Consider the following 20,938-nt stretch of genomic DNA (forward strand, 5'->3'; position numbering starts at 1 on the left):
ATCTCCGAACCCGTCGATCACCCTTGGCTGGCGAGCGCGACGCCCAGGGTCGCGATGACCATGCCGCCCATCTGGATCGGGGCAAGTGCCTCGCCGAACAGTGCGTAGGCCATCGCCGCTGAGACTGGCGGGACGAGGAACAGCAGCGCGGCGACCCCCGCCACCGCGCCGCGACGGATCAGGAAGAGCAGCAGCAGGATACCTCCGACGGAGTTGACGAGGACCGACCAAGCGAGGCCGAGCCACAGGGAGGTGGACGCATCGAAGCCACCGGTGCCGAAGATGAGGGCGACCGGTACGGCGAGGAGAGCGGCCCCCACGAACTGGATGGCGGCGTTGCTGAGGAGGTCCCCTCCGGCCCCGTATCGCTTCTGCAAGAGGGTGCCACCCGTCATCGCCGCCATCGCGAAGAGGCAGGCAGCCAGAGCCGCGACCGGGATGCCGGCCGAATCTGATGCGCCGATCTTCGGCAACAGGACGAAGAGCGCACCGGCGAAACCGGTCGCGATGCCAAACCAACGTCGCCGGCTCACGGGCTCTCCGAGGGCGGGCCCCGCCAGGGTCGCGGTCAACAGGGGCTGAAAGCTGCCCACCAGGGCGGCGATGCCCGCCGGCAAACCATGCTGCACCGACCAGAACACGCCGATGACGTAGATCCCCTGCATCAACACGCCCGCAAACGCGGCATGGAGCCAGCCGGTTCGGCCACGCGGCCAGCGTGCGCGGAGCACTAGAGCGAGGCCCCCCAGCACGAGCGCGACTGCGACCACGCGGATTGCCACGAAGGTGAAGGCCTCGGCATGGGGAGCCACGAAGCGGGCCGCGACGAAGCCGGTCGCCCAGATCAGAACGAACAGGGCGGGAACGAGGAACGGAGCGGGAGCGGGCATGATGGCAGCCACGCATCACACGGCCGCGTCGAATTCAAGCGGGTACGGCGCTGGGTCACGCACGGTACGTTGCGCGAACAGGCTGCGTTGCGTTTAGAAGACGCGCCTACCCGCCTGCCCCGCTCGAGGACGACCCCCAGCCCCGTGAGACGTCTCCGCAAGCCTTTCGAGATCGCAGGCGTCGCCGCCCTGCGCTTCGTCGCCCATGACGGCTGGGCCATCGCCAGCCACATCGCTCTCTCGAGTCTGACCGCGCTGTTTCCGTTTCTGATCCTGCTCGCGGCCTTGGCCGGCCTGTTCGGGACGAAATCGCTCGCCGACGAAGCCAGCGTCCTCATCTTTGATGCCTGGCCGCGCGAGGTGGCCAAACCCATCGTCAACGAGGTGCACCGGGTGCTGACCGAGCAACGCGGCGGCGTGCTCACTCTCGGCGCGCTTTTGGCGCTGTACTTCTCATCCTCGGGTGTGGAGAGCCTGCGCGTCGGGCTGAATCGCGCCTACGGCCTGCGCGAGGTGCGGCCCTGGTGGCTGACGCGTCTCGAATCTATCGGTTACGTCGTCTGCGGCGCCTTCGCGATGCTGGCCTTTGCGCTCCTTGTAGTGCTGGGCCCTCTGATCTGGCGCAAAGTCATCAACGTGGCGCCGGGGCTCGAGCCCCTCAGCTTGACCGTCGCGATCGGACGGATCGGTATCACGGCTTTCCTGCTCCTCACCGTGCTGGTGATCGCTCATAAGTTTGTGGCGACAGGGCGCCGCTCCGTCTTGGCAGTGGTCCCTGGAATCGCGGTGACGTTGCTGCTGTGGTTCCTGGCCGGCCTCGGGTTCGGCTACTACCTCGACCGCTTCTCCAACGCCTACGCCTCCACCTATGGTGGCCTTGCCACCGCGATGGTGTTCCTCGTGTTCCTCTATTGGCTTGCCGCGATGTTCCTGTTCGGCGGTGAGATCAATGGCACCGTCATTGCAGCGCGGCGCGTGCGGCTTCAGGCGCGGATGCAGGAGAAGCAGGCGCGGGCCCGAGGGCTCTGAACCTGCACTGCTTCATCTGCGCGCAGGGCGCGCGATGACATCCGTCTGTGACCCTGGCGGCCTAGTGTCTCGGTCCGAGCGCGGGCAGTGAGGGCGCAGGCGGCGGCGCTGCGGGCGGCCCGGGGGAGCTTCGATGCGAATTAGGTTCGGTTGCGAGATGGGCTATGACTTCCCTCAGCCGACGCCCGTGATCGCCCGCCTGAACTCCTATCCGTCGAACGGCTTGGCTGCCGTACCGCCGGACGTGCTCACCCTCGATCCGCCGCTGCCCCTGCGGACCTTCCGAGATGTCTTCGGTAACCGGACCGTGCGCTTCGTAGCTCCCGGCGGCGCCCTGACCCTCAGCGTTCATGCCGAAACTGAGGACGACGGCACCCTGGATCCAGTCGTGCCGGAAGCCGAGGAGCACGCGGTCGAGGATCTGCCAGAAGAGGCTTTGCCGTTCCTCGTGGCGAGCCGCTATTGCGAATCTGACCTGCTTTCGAACGAGGCCTGGGGACTGTTCGGCGACCTTGACCCCGGCTGGTCGCGCGTGCAGGCGATCTGCGACTTCGTCCACGACCACATCACCTTCGGCTACGGGTATGCCCATGTCGACCGCACCGCTGCCGACGCCTTCGCGAGTCGGCGCGGTGTATGTCGCGACTATGCCCACCTGTTCGTCGCCTTTTGCCGGGCCCTGAATATCCCGACGCGCTACTGCACTGGCTATCTCAGCTTCATCGGAGAGCCTGAACCGCATGCTCCAGGCGATTTTGCCGCCTGGACTGAGGTCTACCTCGGCGGCGGCTGGCACGTCTTCGATCCGCGCAACAATGCCCCTCGTCGGGGCCGGATCCTGGTGGCACGCGGGCGCGATGCGGCGGACGTACCCCTGACCCACACCTTCGGATCGAACCGCCTGACAAAATTCCGGGTCTGGGCGGAAGATGCGGCGTTGTCTGCGGCGGATTGATCGCCTGCACCGGATTGGGTGGTCATCGGACCGTACCTGATAGCCGTCCGGTCACAATGGCGGCGTGGGTCTATCTCCTCCAAGTCTTTGCCGAAGACCTTGTTTTAAAAAAAGCCCTCACCCGAGTGCCGGATGAGGGCTTCTCTTGTCGACCTGCGTCGCGTGGATCAGGCCGCGAGCGGCATACCCTCCGGCTCGGCGCTCGCCATGAACTGAGCTCGGGCGAGATCGGCAAAACGTCCGTTCTGCGTGACGAGATCGTCGAAGCTACCCGATTCGACGATCCGGCCCTCGTGGAAGACGAGGATACGGTCGGCGTTACGGATCGTTGCCAGACGGTGGGCGATGACGAAGGTGGTGCGGCCCTCCATCACGGCCTCCAAGGCACCCTGCAGCTTGCGCTCGGTGGTGGCATCAAGGGCGGATGTAGCCTCGTCGAGGATCAGCACCGGCGGGTTCTTCAGGAGCGCGCGGGCGATCGAGAGGCGCTGGCGCTCGCCGCCAGAGAGCGAGCGTCCGCGCTCGCCAATCACCGTGTCGAGACCATCCGCTTGGCGAGCCATGAATTCGCTGGCCTGAGCCCGCTCGAGGGCGTCGAGCATCTCGGCATCGGTGGCGTCGGGGCGGCCGACCTGCAGGTTCTCGCGGATCGAGCGGGCGAACAGCATCGGCTCCTGGAACACCACTCCGATGTTGTGGCGCAGCGACGACAGGCCGATGTCGCGGATATCGGTGCCATCGATGCGGATTGCGCCGTGGTCGGGGTCGAAAGCGCGGTGGAGAAGGCCGAGCGTCGTCGACTTTCCCGACCCGGTGGTGCCGACGAGAGCGACGGTTTCGCCGGCCCGCGCGATGAAGGAGACATCCTCCAAGGCCTTGCGGCGGGCGTTGTAGGAGAAGCCGACACCTTCGAAAGCCACTTCGCCGTCGAACCGCGCGACCTGCTGGGCGCCCGGGCGGTCATGTACCGCCGGCGTCGTGTCAAGGATCTCGAAGAACTCGTCGATCTTGGGCATCTGCTGAAACAGGCCGTTGATGCAGGTGGCAACTTGGTCAAGACGTGAAACCAGCATGGTCGCAAGGCTCATGAAGGCTACGACCTCCCCGACGCTGGCCTGACCGTGCTGATGCAGGGCGATGCCGGTGATGAAGATCGCGGTCATCGTCAGAGTCGCCGAGGCGCGCGTGGCCACGTTTGCAAGCGCCCACCAAGACAGGACCGGGATCTGCGCAGCGAGCAGGTTGCGGATGATGTCGTGCATCGCGTCCTTCTCGGCCTTAGCGCGCGTGAAGGACTGGATGACCGCGACGTTGCCGAGGGCATCCGAGGCGTGTTCGGCCAGACCCGACTGATAGGCCTCGACCCGCCCCTGGAGGGTCTCGGTGCGACGCATGACCATCGTGGTCAGGGCCGTGAACGCCAGGACGAGCACCACGAGGATCGAGCCGAGCTGCCAGTTCACGAACAGGGTCATCGGCAGGAGGACGATGAGCGAGACAAAGGCCACGAAGTGATCACGGAAGAAGCCGAGCCAGAGCCAGAACATGCCATTCGAGCCCTCCAGCATCGCCTTGAGAACGCGACCCGAATGGTTCGACGAGTGGAACGCCAGCGGCAGTTCCAACACGTGCTCGAAGTAATTCGCCATGGCCGACAAGCGGTTACGGTGGGCAAGCCGGTCCGCATGCAGCGCGATCGTCACGCCGGCCGCGATCGTGAATAGGCCGAAGCCCACCCAGGCGCCGATCAGCGGCGCCAGCGTGGTGAAGGCGCTGGTGCTGCTCTTGAGATGCGTCAGCTGGTCGATGATGCGGCCCATCAGCAGCGGCTCGGCAAAGGCTGCCACCGCCAGGGCCACGTTCGCGCAGGCCAGGACAGCGGCCAAGCGGCGGTCGGTGCCCAGAAGACCCATGACTCGCGCGTAGAGACGAACCAACGACATGATACCGTATGCTCCGATGCCGGACCAGGTTGCGACGACGCTTCCCGGCAGAGGCGGCCAAACCTTTGGCGCTCCGTGCCTTATGTCGTGGCCTCCCTGAACGGTGCATGACGCGATCGCGTAGCGTTTGGCCAGGGTTTTTACGGTTCGTTCAACCTGAATCCGTAACGGTGGGGACGGCGCCTCGTCCTGTGGCGCCAACGCGGCATGCGGGCAGCCGCCCAGGCTCGAGTGATCATGGATCTCGCAACCGGTATCGGCCTCGTCGGCGGCTTCGGCGTCGTCTTCGTCCTGATCATGATCGATGGCGGCAACTTCGCCGCCTATTTCGATAAGCACGCCGTCATCGTGATCTTCGGTGGGGCCACCGCCGCCACCATGATGCGCTTTCCCTTTTCGACGATGATGCACGGGCTGCCGATGGGCTTGCGCTATGCCTTCTCAATGCGCGCCATCAAGCCCCGCGACCTCATTGAGGAGATCACCAAGATCGCTGATGTGGTGCGGAAATCCGGGCTGATGGCTCTGGAGAACATGGAGATCTCCGATCCCTTCCTGGCCCAGGGCGCGCGCTACATCGCCGATGGCTATGACCGCGAGTTCATTCGGGACACGATGGAGCGCGACCGCGACAACTTCCTGATGCACCTCGACGAAGGCTCGAAGATCTACCGTGCCTTCGGAGACTGCGCCCCCGCCTGGGGCATGATCGGAACCATCCTAGGCATGGTGACGATGTTCGCCAACATGTCCGACCCCTCGAAGCTCGGCCCGGCCATGGCGACCGCCCTCCTCGCCACGCTCTACGGTGCCTTGATTGCCAACATGATCACCCTGCCGCTTGCCGACAAACTCCACGTGAAGCTGGAGGAGGAGGATGTGTCGCGCTCACTCATCATCGACGGGATCCTCCTGATCCGCGACGCCAAGAGCTCGTCACTGGTGCGCGAGATGCTGATCGCTTATCTGCCGCACAACCACCGCGACGAACTCGTGGCCGAGCCGGCGTAATGGCGTCCACCCACATCACGCGCGACGGCGCAGATGGCTAAGAAAAAGCGCGGCGGCGCTCATGGTGGCCACGGATGGTTCGTGACCTTCGCCGACCTGATGGCACTTCTCATGAGTTTTTTCGTGATGATTGCCGCCTATTCGACTCAGGACCAGAAGAAGATGCAGGCGGTGGCCGGCTCCATGCGAGACGCATTCGGCGTCAACAAGGAGTCGCGCTTTGCTGGCATTATCGAGAAGGACGGCCTCGCCCACGCCGACAAGGTCAAGTACAAACGCGACATTCCCCCTGACCTCGCTACCGATCACACCACCCCACCTGCGGTCGATGGCAACGTTGACGAGGGTATGCCGGACAAGGGCTACCCGGACGGTGCCGGTCTTGCCGCAGCAAGCCTGCGGCAGGCATTGCAAGACATGCCCGAGGTCGCCGAGCTATCGAAGAACATCATCGTCGCTCCCTCGCAGCGCGGGATCGACGTCTCGATTGTCGATCAGGACGGAGCTTCAATGTTTCCTGATGGATCGAGGCGGCCCAATGCCCGTACCCGACGCCTCTTGGAGCGGGTCGCCGGAACTCTGCGCAAGATGCCCAATCGTATCGCCATCACGGGCTACACCGCGACGGAGAGACCCGGAACGCGACCTTCCGCTCCACCTTGGGAGCTCTCGGCCAACCGCGCGATCAGCGTCCGCGAAATTCTGGCCGGCAGCGGCGTTCCCGATGACCGTTTCGCAGCCGTAACCGGGAAAGCCGACACGGAGCCCCTGTTTCCGGATAATCCCTACCTCCCGGCCAACCGCCGAGTGACCGTGACGCTCCTCAGCGAAACGTCACCGACGCCTCGGATGAAGAATTTTCCCTGAGCCGCCGAGGATGCGCTGCGCGCAGAGTTTGGCTCAAAGCCCGGTCGGATCGGGCGGCGTCATCCGCAACGGTGAAGTTTCCCTCCGCTAGCCGTCCGGGAACCCCTCCGAAGATGCGCCTACAGTTTCGTGTCTGACGGTAAAGCCAACATCCGGCCGGGACAGGCGTGCATAAACGCCGTCTAGCGGGCCAACAGGAGCGCCCAGTAAACCTTGTACTTTGACCCGGGCGCGTAGGCGGTCGCGATGCCCATGCGCTGAACACCGGGTGCCAGCATCGCGGCGTTGTGAGCCGGGCTGTCACGCCATCCTGAAAACGCCTCGGCCAGGGTGTGGTAACCGGCCGACAGATTAGCCTCCGCCGATTGGAAGCCGAGCCGCTCGACTGCATTCTTGACGGTCTGAGCCCGGCTTGGTCGGTCGGCCGCGGCCATCGCGGCTGCTTCCGTCTCGGCCAGCTTCTGCAACTCGGGGTCAAGGCGCAGCGGCCCTGCTCCGTTTCGCGCGCGGTAGGCCGAGATCATGTCGCGGGCCGTCGCCGTATCGACCTGCGCCGACTGCGTCGTCATCGGCCAGTAGAGGCTGGGAAGCGTGGCGTTGATAGGCTCCTGGGTGGCGCAGCCCGCGAGCAGCGTCAGACCAGCCGCCGCCATGCCGGTGCCAAAACTCAGTACCGTTCTACGCCCCACGTCCCCATCTCCCTACGTACCGCGTCAACTCCCCGCGCGCCGCCTTGCAACCTCCGCGGAGTGCATAGGCTCGGCCTCGTCGAACCGCTCCTCGGCACGCTGCGGTGAGGTTTGATCTCCAGAGCGTTGCGGTTGGGTGAACGCGCTGGCGATCTGCCCCACGGCACTTTGGAAGGAATCCAGTCCTTGCACGGTGACCACGCTGGACCCGGGCCCGAGAGCGGGGATCATTCCAGCCTGCGACAAGGTCTGAAAGACCGTAAGGTTCAAATCGTTCTGCACTTTCAGGCCCAGACTGACATCGACGATCATGACGATCAGCTCGAATTCCAGGAAGGGATCGCCGATCTTGCGGAAGACGACGCGGGGCGGCGGTTCCTTCAGCACGTCCGGCTGGGCCTGACCGCAGCGCATCAGGAGTTCGGCCGCGTGGACGGGGTCTTGGTTGCGCAGAACGCTGACCGTGATGCTGACACGGCCGGTCCGATCGCCGCGGACGCGGTTCTTCACGATACCGGAAATCAAATTCGAGTTCGGTACGATTACGGCCGAGCGATCGAAGGTCTGGATCTCGGTCGAACGTACCGAGATGCGTTTTACGATGCCTTCGCTGTCTCCGATCAGGACCTGATCGCCGACGCGGATCGGGCGCTCCCAGAGGAGAAGCAAGCCAGAGACGAAGTTGTTGACGATGGATTGCAGGCCGAAACCGATACCGACGGAGAGGGCACCGGCCACGATGGTGAGCTTCTCCAGGCTGAGGCCTAGGTAGGAAAATGCAAGCGCTAGGGTGAGCAGGAAGCCGATATAACCCGCAATCGTCGAAATCGAGTTGCGCAGGCCGGCGTCGAGGTCAGTGGCCGGTAGGTAGGTCTGCTCGAGCCAGCGCTGAATCGCGCGCGTCACCGCCATGCCAAGGAGCAGGAGACCAATGGCGAGGACGATCGTCGAGAGCGAGATCGTCACATCACCGACTTTGAAGCCGAAAAAGGCACTGCGGACCGAGCTGAACACGTCGGTCGAGTCGAGGCCCCACGGGGCTAGGGCCAGCAGCGCGGCAACGAGGACTAGCACCACCCGCGCAAGGCCGGTCGCCAGCACGGCAATCTGATTGATTGAGCGTTTGCGCAGGCCGGTATTGGCCTGGAGCGCGGTGGCGATCTTGGTATCGTCCCCGAGCGTCCCCCCGATGAAGGTGTCAGCGCTGGAAATCAGCAGGAACAGCAGGACGAAGAGCCCCGCCGTCCAGACGAGCTGATCGATGACGAAGGCCGCGAAGGCCACGTAGCCGACGATGGGAGCGATGGCGATGACCACCGCGGCCGCCCAGCCGAGAAGGCGCGCGGGGCCGCCGATCCCGGTGGTGGCTTCCGGGGCCACGTAGGGGCCGAAACACGCCTCCTCCTGCTCAGCTGAGTCGGCGAAGCGATGCAGTCCGATGGCGAGGATCAGCGCGGTGGCGAGCGCGCCAATACCGCGGGTGGCGATGGAGATGGGCAGAGCCGCGGAGATACCCGAATTCAGCGCCTCGATCGACTTAACCACCGTGATGACGATGGCGATGCCGACGGCCAGGCGGGTCACCCGCGCAGCGGCGGCGTCGCTCATTGTCGCAACGCGCCAGGACGGCTTGTCGGGAGAGAGCAGAGCGTCCGCCAGGGCCTCCACGAAGGCGATGAAGGCGAGGCCGCCCAGGATGGCGCCCGCCACTGGCAACAGGCGTAGGGGCAGGAGATCGGTGGCGTCGAGGGCGTAATAGACCGCGTAGCTGCCAATGAAGGCCGGAATGGTGCCAAGGAGGAACACTCGCCAAGCGGCCAGGAGCTTCCGGCGCTGTGAGGGATCGACGGCCTTGGCATCGCGCCGCCCGAGGCGCGGGGCGATGTTGCGGCGCCCGAAATACAGGGCAATCGAGATGCCGAAGGCGATCCCGAGCAGCAGCAGATTTCCGATGGTGCCGTTGCGGGCGAACAGGTCTGCCGTATCCTCCACGGCGCTCTGCAATGCGCGTATGTCGCGTGGGATGTCCGCTGCGATCCGCATCCACAGGTCTGGACTGACGAGGGCAGTCGAGCGCTCGAACAGGCCGCGGGTGAAAGCTGCGCGTCGGCGGTTCGAGACCTGATCGACGATCTGGTCGCTCTGAACCAGCAGGGAGCGGGCGAGGCGCTGCGTCTCGTCGATCTCCGCGACCGCGTGCTCCCGCTCCGACCGCTCGCGCGCTACGTCCTCGCCCTCTTCCCCCTCCTTCGGTTTTGGACCGAGCTGTGTCAGCCGTTCGCGAGCCGCCTCAAGGCGCGGGGTGGTGATGTCGATGACGTGGCGGATCTTGTCTGCAATGGCTTCGATGCCATCGCGGGCACGGGTCAGGTCGCCGCTTCCCACATGCGGTCCGGTCAGAATTTTTTCGCGTTGCTCCAGATCGACCTTGGCACTGTCGAGCTGGTCGCGAACGTTCTGGATCTGCTCCGACACGGCCGGCTTCGGTACCACCGCTTTTGGGGCGGGCTTGCCATCTGCGGTAGCCGCCGGCGCATTGGCCGGGGCAGCTTTCGAAGGGACCGTGGCAGGCGGTGCGGTCGGCGTACCCTGCCCCAAGGCACTCATGGGGGCCAAGACCAAGACGCCGAGCCACGCGGCGATCAGTGCCGCCCTTCGAATGCCGCAAGTCGTTTGGCCGGTCGGGGAATCGCCCATGATGATCCTTTTGCGCTGAGCCATAGCGCGGTCATGGCGCGTCGTCGCGCCTCGCCTCGTTGGGCCGCTGGCAACCCGCATGCCTGAACGGCACGAGCAGAATCTGCGCGACCCGGAAGGACGGGGAGCGACCAGGGACAGCCCCATCGCCGAGCAATGGGGCGAAAGGCTGACGGTACCGCAGATTCAGGCGGTCAGCCGACGTGGCTGCCGACCTGTGGGCGCGACCTCGTGGGAAGCCGGGTTGACCTTCACAAGCGTGTCACGCTGATATTAGACTAAGCGCCGATGGACTTGGCCTTTTCGTTCCCGTGCGAGGAGGTGGCGACGACCATCCGCGCCGATGAACGTCGCCACGAACCGGGCGTTTTCGCCCGATGCGACGGCTTTTGGCCAAAGACCGGCTCCCCTGCCCTTCGTCGGCGCTCTTGGAGCGGCTGGTCCCTATCCCCATCCCCGGCTGTGTCACGACTCCCCGGGTTGTGGAGATGTTTGATCTTTCACCAACCTGGGACGACGCGCTCACCGATTCCTGCGCGTTGTCCCTCCGTTGACCCGTCGAGAGGGTAGCGCCGATGCTGGATCTTCAAACGCTCGTCCTGAATGCGGATTACCGGCCGCTCTCTTATAATCCGCTTTCCTTGTGGTGCTGGAAGGACGCTTTCACCGCGTTGTTCCTCGATCGAGTGACGCTCGTGGCCAGCTACGACGTCGAGGCCCGGTCCCCGTCTCGCTCACTGCGCGTACCCAGCGTCGTCGCCCTGAAGAGCTATGTGACGCTGGCGCGTAGCCCGGCCTTCACTCGCTACAACATCTACCTGCGCGATACTTTCTCGTGCCAGTACTGCGGCTTGCGCCTTCCGGCGGGCGGCCTGACCTTCGACCATGTGGTGCCCCGGTCCCGCGGCGGCCTATCGAGCTGGGAGAACGTCGTTGCGGCCTGTTCCCCCTGCAATCTGCGCAAGGCCAATCGCACTCCGGCGGAAGCGGATATGCCGCTGCTCCACGAGCCGCACCGTCCGACGCGGCACGAACTACACCGCCGTCAGCCGGAGTTCGATCACCGGGAGTATCACCACACCTGGCTCGACTATCTCTACTGGGATACCGAGCTGGAGACCTGAATACGGTCAGAGCGCCTGAAAGCGCGTGGGCGGCTCGTTGTAGAGCGGCAATGCCAGGGAACGCGGCAACCGACGGATCGGAATCAAGACGACCGGGCGCTGCCGAGCAACGTAGGCCGGGTCGCGATAAGCGATGTGGGGCGGTAGAGTCAGGCGCTTGTACGCGGCGGTCGGCTCACCGCCCGCCTGGACTGGGTCGACGCCCATGGACACGACCACAGCGCAACCAATGACGACGAGGCGATGCATCAACGAACTCCCGGCCGGTCGATCCGCCGAGCGGCGATGCTAGACTGTGAAACACCAGCGTTCTGTTAACGACTCTCAGAACTTCACGGCCGCGCCACCGCGAACCGTGTTCAGGTTTACCTTGTGTCCGTCGAAATCGTTAAGCTGAACGTACTGGTACTCACCACGAACCAGAATGTTTTCCGTCACAGCGAACTCCAATCCGCCTCCGAGGGCTAATCCGCCGACCGTTTTGATCGTGGTTTTGCCTATGGTGTAGGGCGCATTGGGAGCGGTTTGAACTTGGCCGTACGGGGATGAATAATTTCCGGGATAGGCAGGATTGAAGCTCGCGTAATCATGCCTGACGACGTAGGCGGGTACTGTCGCGGTCAGGTTGGACGCATAGGTCTGAGAGTTGTAGCCGTAGTTTTGTACGGCGACCGTATCGGTGACAGCAGCACGGCCAATCGCGAGCCCGGCCGTTACAAAGGGTAGGAACCTCCCGAATGCCCAGCCACCGCGGGCACGGATGGTTCCGTAATCCTCGATCTTCGTGGACGAAAGGCCCCTCAAGTTGACGACCTCGGTCATGCCACCGGTGGTCGTCATGATACGACTGATACCGTTGCTGACTTCGCCTGCTTTGTTGAAGCGCGTGTAGTCGGCCTCGATGCCAACTACGACTTCGTCGAATTGATAGTTGAAGCCGGCAAAGGCCCCGTAGCTCGCTCCGTCTACGCGGGCCGAAGGCGCGGTAAGGAAGGATGAAACACTGAATTGGCTCTCGATGTCGCGCACCCTGAACTCTTCGGCGAGCATCTTCTGGAACACGTTGTTCTGATTGAGGGATGTCGACGTGTATCCGCCGTGCCCGCCGAAATAGACGCCGTTCCAATCAATAACTTGAACCTCGGGTTCGTAATCAGCGCCGCGAAGAACCCCATAATCTAGGTCTGCGCCCTGCACCGGGGCAACGACGCCGAGCGTAAAGCTAGCCATGAGCGCAAGGGTTACGGTACGCATTGATATCGTCCTCAGGGCGTCAGGCCGATGGTTTGGGGGGCCGAGCCTGTAGGTTTAGTTTTACTTGGGTAACCTTAATAATCCGTTGAAATACGCTTCCGAGAAGATACCTTCGGCCTACCGAAGCAGCGCAGCCCTCTCTTTGAGGGTCACTCGTAGGGATTTTGGGACGAAGTCACGCTGGTGAGCCCGGGGAGTCGACCTAAGCCGTTAGCGAAGCTGTAGCGTAGGCCAACCCTAACCTCGTGAGAGGCGAGGTCTTTCAAACGCGAATCAAAACCAAAGGTGTCGCGCCCCGTCTTGGCGCGGCCGAGATCGACGTAACGGTAGCTGGTGTCGAGGCTCAGGCCACCGCCGATCTCGTAGGCAACGCCGCCCGTCAACGACCAGGCCATTGACGTCACCGAACGGCTCGGCCGACGCACCACGTCGCGCAAACCGGTCCCGGGATTGTTGTCACAGAATTCGAGGATACAGGTCGTCTGAGTGTAGGCCTTGGCAAAGTGCTTGTCCGCAATACCAATGCCACCGCCGATATAGGGCGTCAGGCCCCACCAGGTTCCAAGGTCAGCGTAGACGTTCACCAGCCCCGTGAGAATGTCGAGTTGACCCGACTCGATGTTGTAGCCGGTGACGAACCCAGAGCCCGAAGAATAGGCACTGTAGCGCGAGGGGGTCCGTTGATCGATCGTTGCATCGACGCGAAGCCAATCGGTGATGCGGTAGCCGACGCCACCGCCGTAGCCAGGGGCCGTGTCGAGATTCAGACGTGTAAGGGGAACCAGCGGGCTTCCATCAGACGGAGCCGACGTTGCATCACGTGGGCGCGCATAGTCGCTGACCGTCGCGTCGACTCGGAGGTACCACCCCTCTCCGATGGCGACGGGCGCGGATGTCGGCGGCAGCAATCGGAGATCCGCTGCATGGACGATTGCCACCTGCCCTTGCGCGGCAAGCATCAATCCGAAAGCCGTGACGGTGCGAAATCTGAATGCGGCCATGACGGTCTCGAACACTGGAGGACGCGACGCGATCGAAGGCTCTATCTGTGCACCTTGAATCAACGTCGAGAGCAGTCTGCACTTGAACCGTTAGTGAGGACTTAACCCTAACATATTGAGCTGCCAGGAATTTTGACGCTTTTGCTGGTGTTCGAAAACGAAAAAAGGCCGGGCGCGGTATTTCACGCGCTCGGCCATTTGGTTCATATTCGTGAAGCGACGCGATCCCTCACCTTCCAGAAAAGGATGCTTTCAGTACTTGCGAACCAGGGGCGTCGGTTCAGGCTGATACTCGGCGACCGCCGGTGCGACAATCCCTCCGAGGAGCCAGCGCATGCCGATCCGAACGTCGTGGGAGGTGACCTCCTTAACCTTGTAGATCGCGCCACCGCAATCCTGGTTGATGCAGTTGACGACCCCAGAGCGCACGTCGCCCAAATTGAGGTAGCGATAGCCGAGTTCCAGCTTCAGGTTGGGCGTCACGCTGTAGGCGAGACCGGCCATGGCTGCCCAGGCCAAGGTGTTCGAGTGCTTGTCCTTCGCGAATCCATAACCACCGCTTGCGGTACCGAAGCCGCGGTCGTTGAATCCGGAGAATTCATGGAAGGCAGTGCCGACACCGCCGCCAATGAAGGGCGTCACGCCATACCAGGTGCCGAGATCGATGTAGCCGTTCGCCATGACGACCACCGAGGCGAGATTGGCTTGGTACGCGTTAACTCCGCGGCAGTCAGCCAAGAGGCAATCCGCTCCGTAGCTGTCCTGGAAGGTCAGTTTGCCGCCGCCACGATACTCTGCCGTGACATCGCCGTGGAAGTAGGAGCCGAACTGATAGCCAACACCGCCACCAGCGAAGAACTGGCTCTCGATGGCCTTCTGATCGTAGCGGTATCCGTCCGGAAGGGATCCCTTCAGGACCGTAGTCGAAATGGCGCTAACGCTTGCCGCGCCGACACCGACGTCGCCGCGCAGGTACCAGCCACCGCCGATTTCGACGGGCGGGGGCAGCGGTTCGGGCGGCAGGGGCGGAAGCAGATCCGCCGCTTGAGCGAGGCAGGGCGCTGCCACGCTCGCAAAGAGCGTGATCGAGCGCGCCAAGGCAGACAGCTTGGTGCGGCGCATCGGATGTCCTTCAATCGACCGTGTGCCGGAAGCCTGGAGCGCCGGCGGGATGACGAGAGCATCATGGAGTCCAAGCGTTAAATCCGATTTAACGTTAAATCTTATCCTTGCGGAAGAGTTGACGGTCAGCACACAACGCTAGGTCTGTGTCGAGCAAGGGTTGCCCTCTCGCTTCGAGTAGAAGCTCAGATCTCAAGGGAGATACTGCACGTGCCCAGCACACCAGAGGAAGTTCGCCGCTTGGCTGGATCTCTCCCGGAAGTGACCGAGGGGGCCCACAACGGGCACCCCGATTTCCGGATTCTGGGACGGATCTTCGCGACGCTTTGGGTCGAAGAGGAGCGACTGGTCCTGCGCCTGTCGCACGCGCAGCAGGTCGAGTGGATTGAGGCCGAGCCGAATCTCTTCGAGGCCGTTGACGGTGCTTGGGGCCGGCGCGGGTGGACCAGTCTCACCCTCTGGGAGGCGGATGAGGACAGGCTTGCCGCGGCCCTCCTGGCCGCTTGGCGTGAAGTCGCTCCCGCAGCTTACGACCAGCTCTGACGTTTCGACATGAAAGGGATCCCGACCGATCGCCCTATAACGCGGCGGGACGGATCCGCTGAAGCCGAAGACTCCGTACCGTCCCATCCTGGGCAAACCGGTGCGTGTTTTTACGCTGCGGCTTTGGCGACAGCCTCGACCACATCATCCACCACCTCCGTCACTAGGCGCCGGTCGTCTCCTTCAGCCATCACGCGGATCACCGTCTCGGTGCCCGACGGGCGGATCACCAAGCGGCCGGAATTACCAAGTCGTTCACGCGCCTGGGCAATCGCCGTGACGACAGAGTCTGCCTCCAGCGGTTGGCCAGACCGGTAGCGCACGTTCTTGAGAATTTGTGGCAAGGGATCGAAGCAGTGGCAGACCTCGCTGACTGGCCGCTCTTGACGCTTCACCACACTCAGAAGCTGAAGAGCCGCTACGAGGCCATCGCCCGTGGTGGCATAATCCGACATGATGATGTGCCCGGATTGCTCGCCACCCAGATTGTAGCCGTGTTCCCGCATATGCTCGAGCACGTACCGGTCCCCTACAGCGGTACGTGCCAAGTTGAGACCGATACCCCCCAGGAAGCGCTCAAGGCCTAGGTTCGACATGATCGTGGCGACCAACCCAGGCTGCGTCAGGCGGTCATCCTCCTTCCATGACCGCGCGACCACGGCCATCAGCTGATCGCCGTCAACAGACTGGCCCTTCTCATCGATGATGAGCACCCGGTCGGCGTCTCCGTCGAGGGCAATGCCGATATCAGCGCGAAGCTCCCGAACCTTGGCCGCAAGCGCGGCAGGTGCAGTCGATCCGACATCGCGATTGATATTGAACCCGTCGGGCTCCACGCCGATGGCGATCACCTCGGCGCCCAACTCCCAGAGGGTTTCAGGTGCCACCCGGTAGGCAGCCCCGTTCGCACAATCCACGACGATGCGCAGGCCGTCGAGAGTGACATTCCGCGGCAGGGAGCGCTTGGCAAATTCGATGTAGCGGGCGTGCACGCTCTCGATGCGCTTGGCTCGTCCAAGATCTCGCGAGCCCGCCAGACGCTTATGCAACTCGCCGTCGATCAGCGCCTCGATCTCGCGCTCCACATCGTCGCTGAGTTTGAAGCCATCAGGTCCAAACAGCTTGATACCATTGTCTTCGAAAGGATTGTGCGAGGCCGAAATCATCACACCGATATCGGCGCGCATCGATCGCGTGAGCATCGCCACGGCCGGCGTTGGCATCGGCCCGAGTTGCAGCACATCCATGCCCATTGATGTGAAGCCCGCAATCAGAGCCGTTTCGATCATGTAGCCCGAGAGACGCGTATCCTTGCCGATCACGACGCGGTGGCGGTAATCGCCGCGCTGAAAAATGAGGCCTGCTGCTTGACCGACCTTCAGGGCAAGTTCCGGTGTGATCACGCCGTTGGCCCGTCCCCGGATACCGTCGGTGCCAAAATACTTGCGCGACATGCTCTTCGCGTCCTGTCTGCTGTTCTCGGTGCAGGGGAACTGAGTCTGCCTCAAGACGCAATCCTCTGGCTTACCGCTGGTGATGATGCTTCGGCATTAGGTTCACCCCAGGGGCTGAAAATCCCGTTGCCGGATCCCGTTCAGGAGGACCAAACCTCCCATACCGTTAAGGAGGGCCTAGATACGAACGAGCCCGCCGGTGGCGGGCTCGTGACGTTAGTTGAAGAAGGCTGCAGCTTGATGGTTCAAGCCTGAGGCTGAGGCTCCAGTCCGTCACTCCCACGCGGACGACCACGACCGGCGGACGGAACAGATGATCCACGGAGTGTCGTCGGTCCATCGCCCGCATCACGGATCGGAGGTTTGCCAGCGATGAGGTTCTTGATCTCGTCGCCGGACAGCGTTTCATATTCCAAGAGGCCCTGCGCCAACGCCTCCAGGTCGTCCTTGTGGTCACCGAGGATGCGGCGCGCTTCTTCGAGGCCTGTTTCCACAAGGCGGCGGACTTCCGCATCGATCTTCTGAGCGGTCGCCTCCGAAACCGTCTGCTGACGGCCCATCGACATCCCCAGGAAGACCTCGTCGTTGTTCTCTCCGTAGGCAACGGTCCCGAGTTCCGGTGAGAAGCCCCAACGGGTGACCATCATGCGGGCAAGACGGGTCGCCTGCTCGATGTCCGACTGAGCACCCGAGGTCACCTTGTCGGCACCGAAAGTCATTTCCTCGGCGATGCGTCCACCCATCATGATCGCAAGCCGCGAGGTCATCTGCTCGTAAGACATCGACAGCTTGTCACGCTCCGGAAGCTGCATGACCATGCCGAGAGCCCGACCACGCGGGATAATCGTCGCCTTGTGCACAGGATCCGTGGCCGGGACATTGAAGGCAACGATCGCGTGACCGCCTTCGTGATAAGCAGTGAGCCGCTTCTCGTCCTCGGTCATGACCAGGGTGCGCCGCTCGGCGCCCATCATCACCTTATCTTTGGCATCCTCGAACTCGTGCATCGTGACGATTCGTTTGCCGCGGCGGGCCGCCAGCAAGGCCGACTCGTTGACGAGGTTCATCAGATCGGCGCCGGAGAAGCCCGGGGTGCCGCGCGCGATGACCTTTAGATCGACGTCCGGTGCCAGCGGCACCTTACGGACGTGAACGCGCAAGATACGCTCCCGACCGACGACATCAGGGTTCGGCACCATGATCTGGCGGTCGAACCGACCCGGACGCAGCAGAGCGGGATCAAGGACGTCGGGACGGTTCGTGGCGGCGATGATGATCACACCCTCATTCGCCTCGAACCCGTCCATTTCAACGAGGAGCTGGTTCAGCGTCTGCTCACGCTCATCGTTACCGCCGCCAAGGCCTGCGCCGCGATGCCGGCCAACAGCATCGATTTCATCGATAAAGATGATGCAAGGGGCATTCTTCTTCGCCTGTTCGAACATGTCGCGCACGCGGGAAGCACCGACACCGACGAACATCTCGACGAAGTCCGAGCCGGAGATGGTGAAGAAGGGCACGTTGGCTTCACCAGCGACCGCCCGGGCAATCAAGGTCTTACCTGTGCCCGGAGGGCCGACGAGAAGCACGCCGCGCGGGATACGACCGCCCAAACGCTGAAATTTCTGAGGGTCACGCAGGAATTCAACGATCTCCTGCAAGTCCTCCTTGGCTTCCTCGACGCCAGCAACGTCATCGAAACTCACGCGACCCGAAGCCTCGGTGAGGAGCTTAGCCTTCGACTTTCCGAAACCCATTGCGCGCCCTGCCCCGGACTGCATCTGGCGGGAAAGGAAAATCCAGGCGCCGATGAACACGAGGATCGGTAACCAACTGACGAGCAACTGGATGAACCAGGGCGTGTTGTCCGACGGAGGACGCGCAGTGATCTGAACGCCCTTGCTTTGCAGCTTGGACACCAGGCTCGGGTCATTGGGAGCATAGGAGGTGAAGTTGCCGCCGCCGACATAGGTGCCGCTGACATCCTGCCCTGAGATCACAACCGTCTGAATCTTGCCGGAATCGGCATCGTTCAAAAGCTGGCTGTAGGCGATCTCGGAACCGCCACCACGATGACCCGGGTTCTGGAACAGGGTCACGAGGGCAAGCACGAGCAGGAAGATGACGACCCACAAGGCGAAATTGCGGAAATTCGGGTTCATCGATCTATCCCTGGAGGCATCGGGGCCCACCACGCGAATTGGGGCGGGTCGCTCCTGACGCTCCCCGCCAATGTAGGCAGCGAGTCACCCCTTGCCAAGTCGAAGGGGAGGCCGTGCCATGGGCATGCTGCCGCGGCAAGGCTGCATCCAATGGGAAGGTTACGAAGATTTCTTCCCCCGGCGCGGCGGTGCCGAGGTCAGGACCAAATCCGCTGCCAGCGTCACTTCGAACAAGATTCCGCGCAGCGTCCTGCGTATCGGAGTGCGCGCATGAAGCGCGGGTCGAAGGTCGTCGAGAACAAGGGCTTCGAGCCGTTCCAGCCGCTCCGGCCCACCCGGGTTCATCTGCTCTGCAGCGAGACTGGTGAGACGAAGAAGCACGGCGTCCGGCAGCGAGCACAGATGTCGACCATCCAGACGGATGCCAGGGCGGAGTTCTGGCCTCCGTGCCACAGCGAATGCGATCCGCGCCGCTTCCTTCAGTGCGGCATCGTCACGTGCGCAGCGCGCTGCCAGGCGGCAGAGCCGATCCGTACTCAGCCCTTCGCGGGTGAGGCCCGGAACGAGCCGGCGGAGGCGAGCCCGGGCGAAGCGATCGTCGTCGTTGGAACGATCGCGCACGAAGGCGAACCCTTGGCGCTCGCAATAATCTACGAGTTGGGCCTTCGCGATCGTCAGGAAAGGCCGTACCAGCTTGATGGACGGTGTGAGAGAGCGCTCGGTGCGCATACCCGCGAGGCCTGCGGGCCCGCTTCCCGCCAGCAGACGCATCAGAACCGTCTCGGCCTGATCGTCGCGGGTGTGTCCAGTGAGCACGAGTTTGGCACCGACGATTTCGGCATGGGTCGCGAGGAGGGCGTAACGCGCTACACGGGCGGCCTCCTGAAGACCCCGCGACGGTTTCGGTCCGGTCCAGCTCAAGGTTCGGTGCGGAAGGCCGAGCGTCTCAGCGAGAGCCGCGACCGCCGCGGCTTCCGCGCTCGCTTCGCGCCGTAGGCCGTGATCGATCGTGGCGACGTGGACGGTTGCCGCAGACTTTACAGCCACGGCCGCGGCCATCAGCGCAGTCGAATCGGGACCACCGGACACCGCAAGAAGAACCGTCTCGCGCGACAGGTAGGCTCGGAGCGCGTTCTCGACCCCGTCGACCGCCTTGGTCAAGCGGCGCAGCGAGCGCGCTTCTGTTCACGCGTCACGCCCTGACGGACGCTGGCGCTGGCGGAAGGAAATTTACGCTCTAATTCGGCGAGGGTCGCACAGGCTTGCTCGCGGGCGCCGAGCGCGTTCAACGAGGCCCCGAGCTTCAGCATGGCATCCGGCGCCTGCGCCGAACGGGCATAGTCCGTGGAGACCTTCAAAAACTGCTCAGCCGCCTCGCGATTGCGGTTGCGCTGCAGGTAGCTCTCGCCGAGCCAGTAGGTTGCCGATGGCACCAGCGCGTCGCGCGGATGAGACTGAATGAATTGGCGTAGGCCCATCTCGGCCTGCTCGTACTGGCGCTGAAGGATGTAGGCGTAGGCCGCCTCGTAATCCCCGCGTGCATCGCCTGACCCCGTGGCAGCGACGCTGCCAGCCCGGGGCGGATTCGGAAGGGCACCGGTGGTCGGAACGCGGGCGGGTGGTGAGAGGTCGACGGGGCCGCCGAGACCAGGTGGCGTCAGGCCGGGCTCTTCGTCGTCCGCCTCCACGACTGTCGGAGGCACATTGCGTGTCCGGGGCGCTTCGGCCACCGCCCCGCTCGGCGTTGTGGTGCCCAGCTGCATCGGCGCGCCCGGTAGGCCGGGATTGTGCTCGGGATCGAAGGCATCACTGCGCTTCTGCGGCTTGGCCGGAGCCGGATTGGTACCGGACGGGACGCTGCTGCGGCCTCCCTTCGCTTCCTGCAGGCGGAACTCCACATCTTCCTGAAATTTGCGGAGTTGCTCCTTCAACTGGCGATTCTCGTATTGCAGCGTCTCGATCTGCCCGGCGGTCTGGCGCGACTGGTTCTCCAGCCGGTTGAGCCGGACGACGAAGTCGGAGGCGTCCTGTGCCATCGCGGGAGCCGACATCCCACAGAGGATTGATCCCATGACGACGCCGGCTGCGGTGCCGAGGCGGGTCGCGAAGAGGAGGCGGGCAAGCATGGCGGTCGTTACCGGTGGTCGGGGGGCGGAAGTGCGCTCGCGAGGATCGCGGCCCGCCGATAGCAAATGCT

Annotated in this window: 18 protein-coding genes; 6 read left to right on the forward strand and 12 right to left on the reverse strand. The window is 63.5% G+C overall.

What is annotated here, in order from left to right:
• Window positions 1–17: 17 nt before the first annotated feature.
• Window positions 18–890: a DMT family transporter gene (locus CRT23_RS12595; protein WP_103709977.1), complete on the reverse strand. Its 873-nt coding sequence runs from the start codon at window positions 888–890 to the stop codon at window positions 18–20.
• Between the two features lie 144 nt (window positions 891–1,034).
• Here CRT23_RS12595 and CRT23_RS12600 point away from each other — a divergent pair, with 144 nt between their 5' ends.
• On the forward strand, window positions 1,035–1,919 hold the full coding sequence (locus CRT23_RS12600; protein WP_055950316.1) for a YihY/virulence factor BrkB family protein: 885 nt from the start codon (window positions 1,035–1,037) through the stop codon (window positions 1,917–1,919).
• 133 nt (window positions 1,920–2,052) lie between these two features.
• The gene (locus CRT23_RS12605; RefSeq protein WP_103709978.1) at window positions 2,053–2,874 is read left to right on the forward strand and encodes a transglutaminase family protein; all 822 of its coding nucleotides are present in this window, start codon (window positions 2,053–2,055) and stop codon (window positions 2,872–2,874) included.
• Between the two features lie 167 nt (window positions 2,875–3,041).
• Here the strand turns inward: CRT23_RS12605 and CRT23_RS12610 are convergent, their stop codons facing one another.
• Window positions 3,042–4,817, reverse strand: a complete 1,776-nt coding sequence (locus CRT23_RS12610) for a glucan ABC transporter ATP-binding protein/ permease (protein WP_103709979.1) — start codon at window positions 4,815–4,817, stop codon at window positions 3,042–3,044.
• Between the two features lie 237 nt (window positions 4,818–5,054).
• Here CRT23_RS12610 and CRT23_RS12615 point away from each other — a divergent pair, with 237 nt between their 5' ends.
• A complete protein-coding gene (locus CRT23_RS12615) occupies window positions 5,055–5,828 on the forward strand; it encodes a MotA/TolQ/ExbB proton channel family protein (RefSeq protein ID WP_103709980.1) in 774 nt (257 codons plus the stop codon).
• Between the two features lie 33 nt (window positions 5,829–5,861).
• A complete protein-coding gene (locus CRT23_RS12620) occupies window positions 5,862–6,695 on the forward strand; it encodes a flagellar motor protein MotB (RefSeq protein WP_103709981.1) in 834 nt (277 codons plus the stop codon).
• Between the two features lie 182 nt (window positions 6,696–6,877).
• Here CRT23_RS12620 and CRT23_RS12625 read toward each other — a convergent pair whose 3' ends face one another.
• Together CRT23_RS12625 and CRT23_RS12630 are read right to left on the reverse strand one after the other, a co-directional pair.
• Complete coding sequence (locus CRT23_RS12625) at window positions 6,878–7,348, reverse strand: CAP domain-containing protein (RefSeq protein WP_103709982.1); 471 nt, start codon at window positions 7,346–7,348, stop codon at window positions 6,878–6,880.
• A gap of 60 nt (window positions 7,349–7,408) precedes the next feature.
• A complete protein-coding gene (locus tag CRT23_RS12630) occupies window positions 7,409–10,081 on the reverse strand; it encodes a DUF3772 domain-containing protein (RefSeq protein ID WP_181017338.1) in 2,673 nt (890 codons plus the stop codon).
• A 575-nt stretch (window positions 10,082–10,656) separates the two neighbouring features.
• Here CRT23_RS12630 and CRT23_RS12635 point away from each other — a divergent pair.
• Complete coding sequence (locus CRT23_RS12635; RefSeq protein WP_055950293.1) at window positions 10,657–11,205, forward strand: HNH endonuclease; 549 nt, start codon at window positions 10,657–10,659, stop codon at window positions 11,203–11,205.
• A 6-nt stretch (window positions 11,206–11,211) separates the two neighbouring features.
• Here CRT23_RS12635 and CRT23_RS12640 read toward each other — a convergent pair whose 3' ends face one another.
• From CRT23_RS12640 to CRT23_RS12655, 4 genes are all read right to left on the reverse strand, one after another.
• Window positions 11,212–11,454, reverse strand: coding sequence for a hypothetical protein (locus CRT23_RS12640; protein WP_103709984.1), 243 nt, complete (start codon window positions 11,452–11,454; stop codon window positions 11,212–11,214).
• Window positions 11,455–11,529: 75 nt separating this feature from the next.
• A complete protein-coding gene (locus tag CRT23_RS12645; protein WP_103709985.1) occupies window positions 11,530–12,459 on the reverse strand; it encodes an outer membrane beta-barrel protein in 930 nt (309 codons plus the stop codon).
• A 149-nt stretch (window positions 12,460–12,608) separates the two neighbouring features.
• Window positions 12,609–13,460, reverse strand: coding sequence for an outer membrane beta-barrel protein (locus tag CRT23_RS12650; RefSeq protein WP_103710033.1), 852 nt, complete (start codon window positions 13,458–13,460; stop codon window positions 12,609–12,611).
• A gap of 252 nt (window positions 13,461–13,712) precedes the next feature.
• Window positions 13,713–14,582: an outer membrane beta-barrel protein gene (locus CRT23_RS12655; RefSeq protein ID WP_103709986.1), complete on the reverse strand. Its 870-nt coding sequence runs from the start codon at window positions 14,580–14,582 to the stop codon at window positions 13,713–13,715.
• A gap of 240 nt (window positions 14,583–14,822) precedes the next feature.
• On the opposite strand from CRT23_RS12655, the gene CRT23_RS12660 reads away from it, so the two are divergent.
• Window positions 14,823–15,125 carry an MmcQ/YjbR family DNA-binding protein gene (locus tag CRT23_RS12660; protein ID WP_245436171.1) on the forward strand — a complete coding sequence of 101 codons (303 nt, stop codon included), beginning with the start codon at window positions 14,823–14,825 and terminating at the stop codon, window positions 15,123–15,125.
• Window positions 15,126–15,235: 110 nt separating this feature from the next.
• Here CRT23_RS12660 and glmM read toward each other — a convergent pair whose 3' ends face one another.
• The 4 genes from glmM to ybgF all read right to left on the reverse strand — a co-directional run bounded on the left by glmM (window position 15,236) and on the right by ybgF (window position 20,867).
• A complete protein-coding gene (gene glmM, locus CRT23_RS12665; RefSeq protein WP_103710034.1) occupies window positions 15,236–16,579 on the reverse strand; it encodes a phosphoglucosamine mutase in 1,344 nt (447 codons plus the stop codon).
• A gap of 245 nt (window positions 16,580–16,824) precedes the next feature.
• Window positions 16,825–18,741, reverse strand: coding sequence for an ATP-dependent zinc metalloprotease FtsH (gene ftsH / locus CRT23_RS12670; protein WP_103709988.1), 1,917 nt, complete (start codon window positions 18,739–18,741; stop codon window positions 16,825–16,827).
• A 159-nt stretch (window positions 18,742–18,900) separates the two neighbouring features.
• Window positions 18,901–19,902, reverse strand: coding sequence for a tRNA lysidine(34) synthetase TilS (gene tilS / locus CRT23_RS12675; protein ID WP_245436173.1), 1,002 nt, complete (start codon window positions 19,900–19,902; stop codon window positions 18,901–18,903).
• On the reverse strand, window positions 19,899–20,867 hold the full coding sequence (gene ybgF / locus CRT23_RS12680; RefSeq protein ID WP_103709989.1) for a tol-pal system protein YbgF: 969 nt from the start codon (window positions 20,865–20,867) through the stop codon (window positions 19,899–19,901). Before ybgF ends, tilS begins: the two co-directional genes overlap by 4 nt.
• Window positions 20,868–20,938 lie beyond the last annotated feature (71 nt).

Source organism: Methylobacterium sp. V23, from assembly GCF_002917135.1.
In the GTDB taxonomy this organism is placed as follows: Bacteria; Pseudomonadota; Alphaproteobacteria; order Rhizobiales; family Beijerinckiaceae; genus Methylobacterium.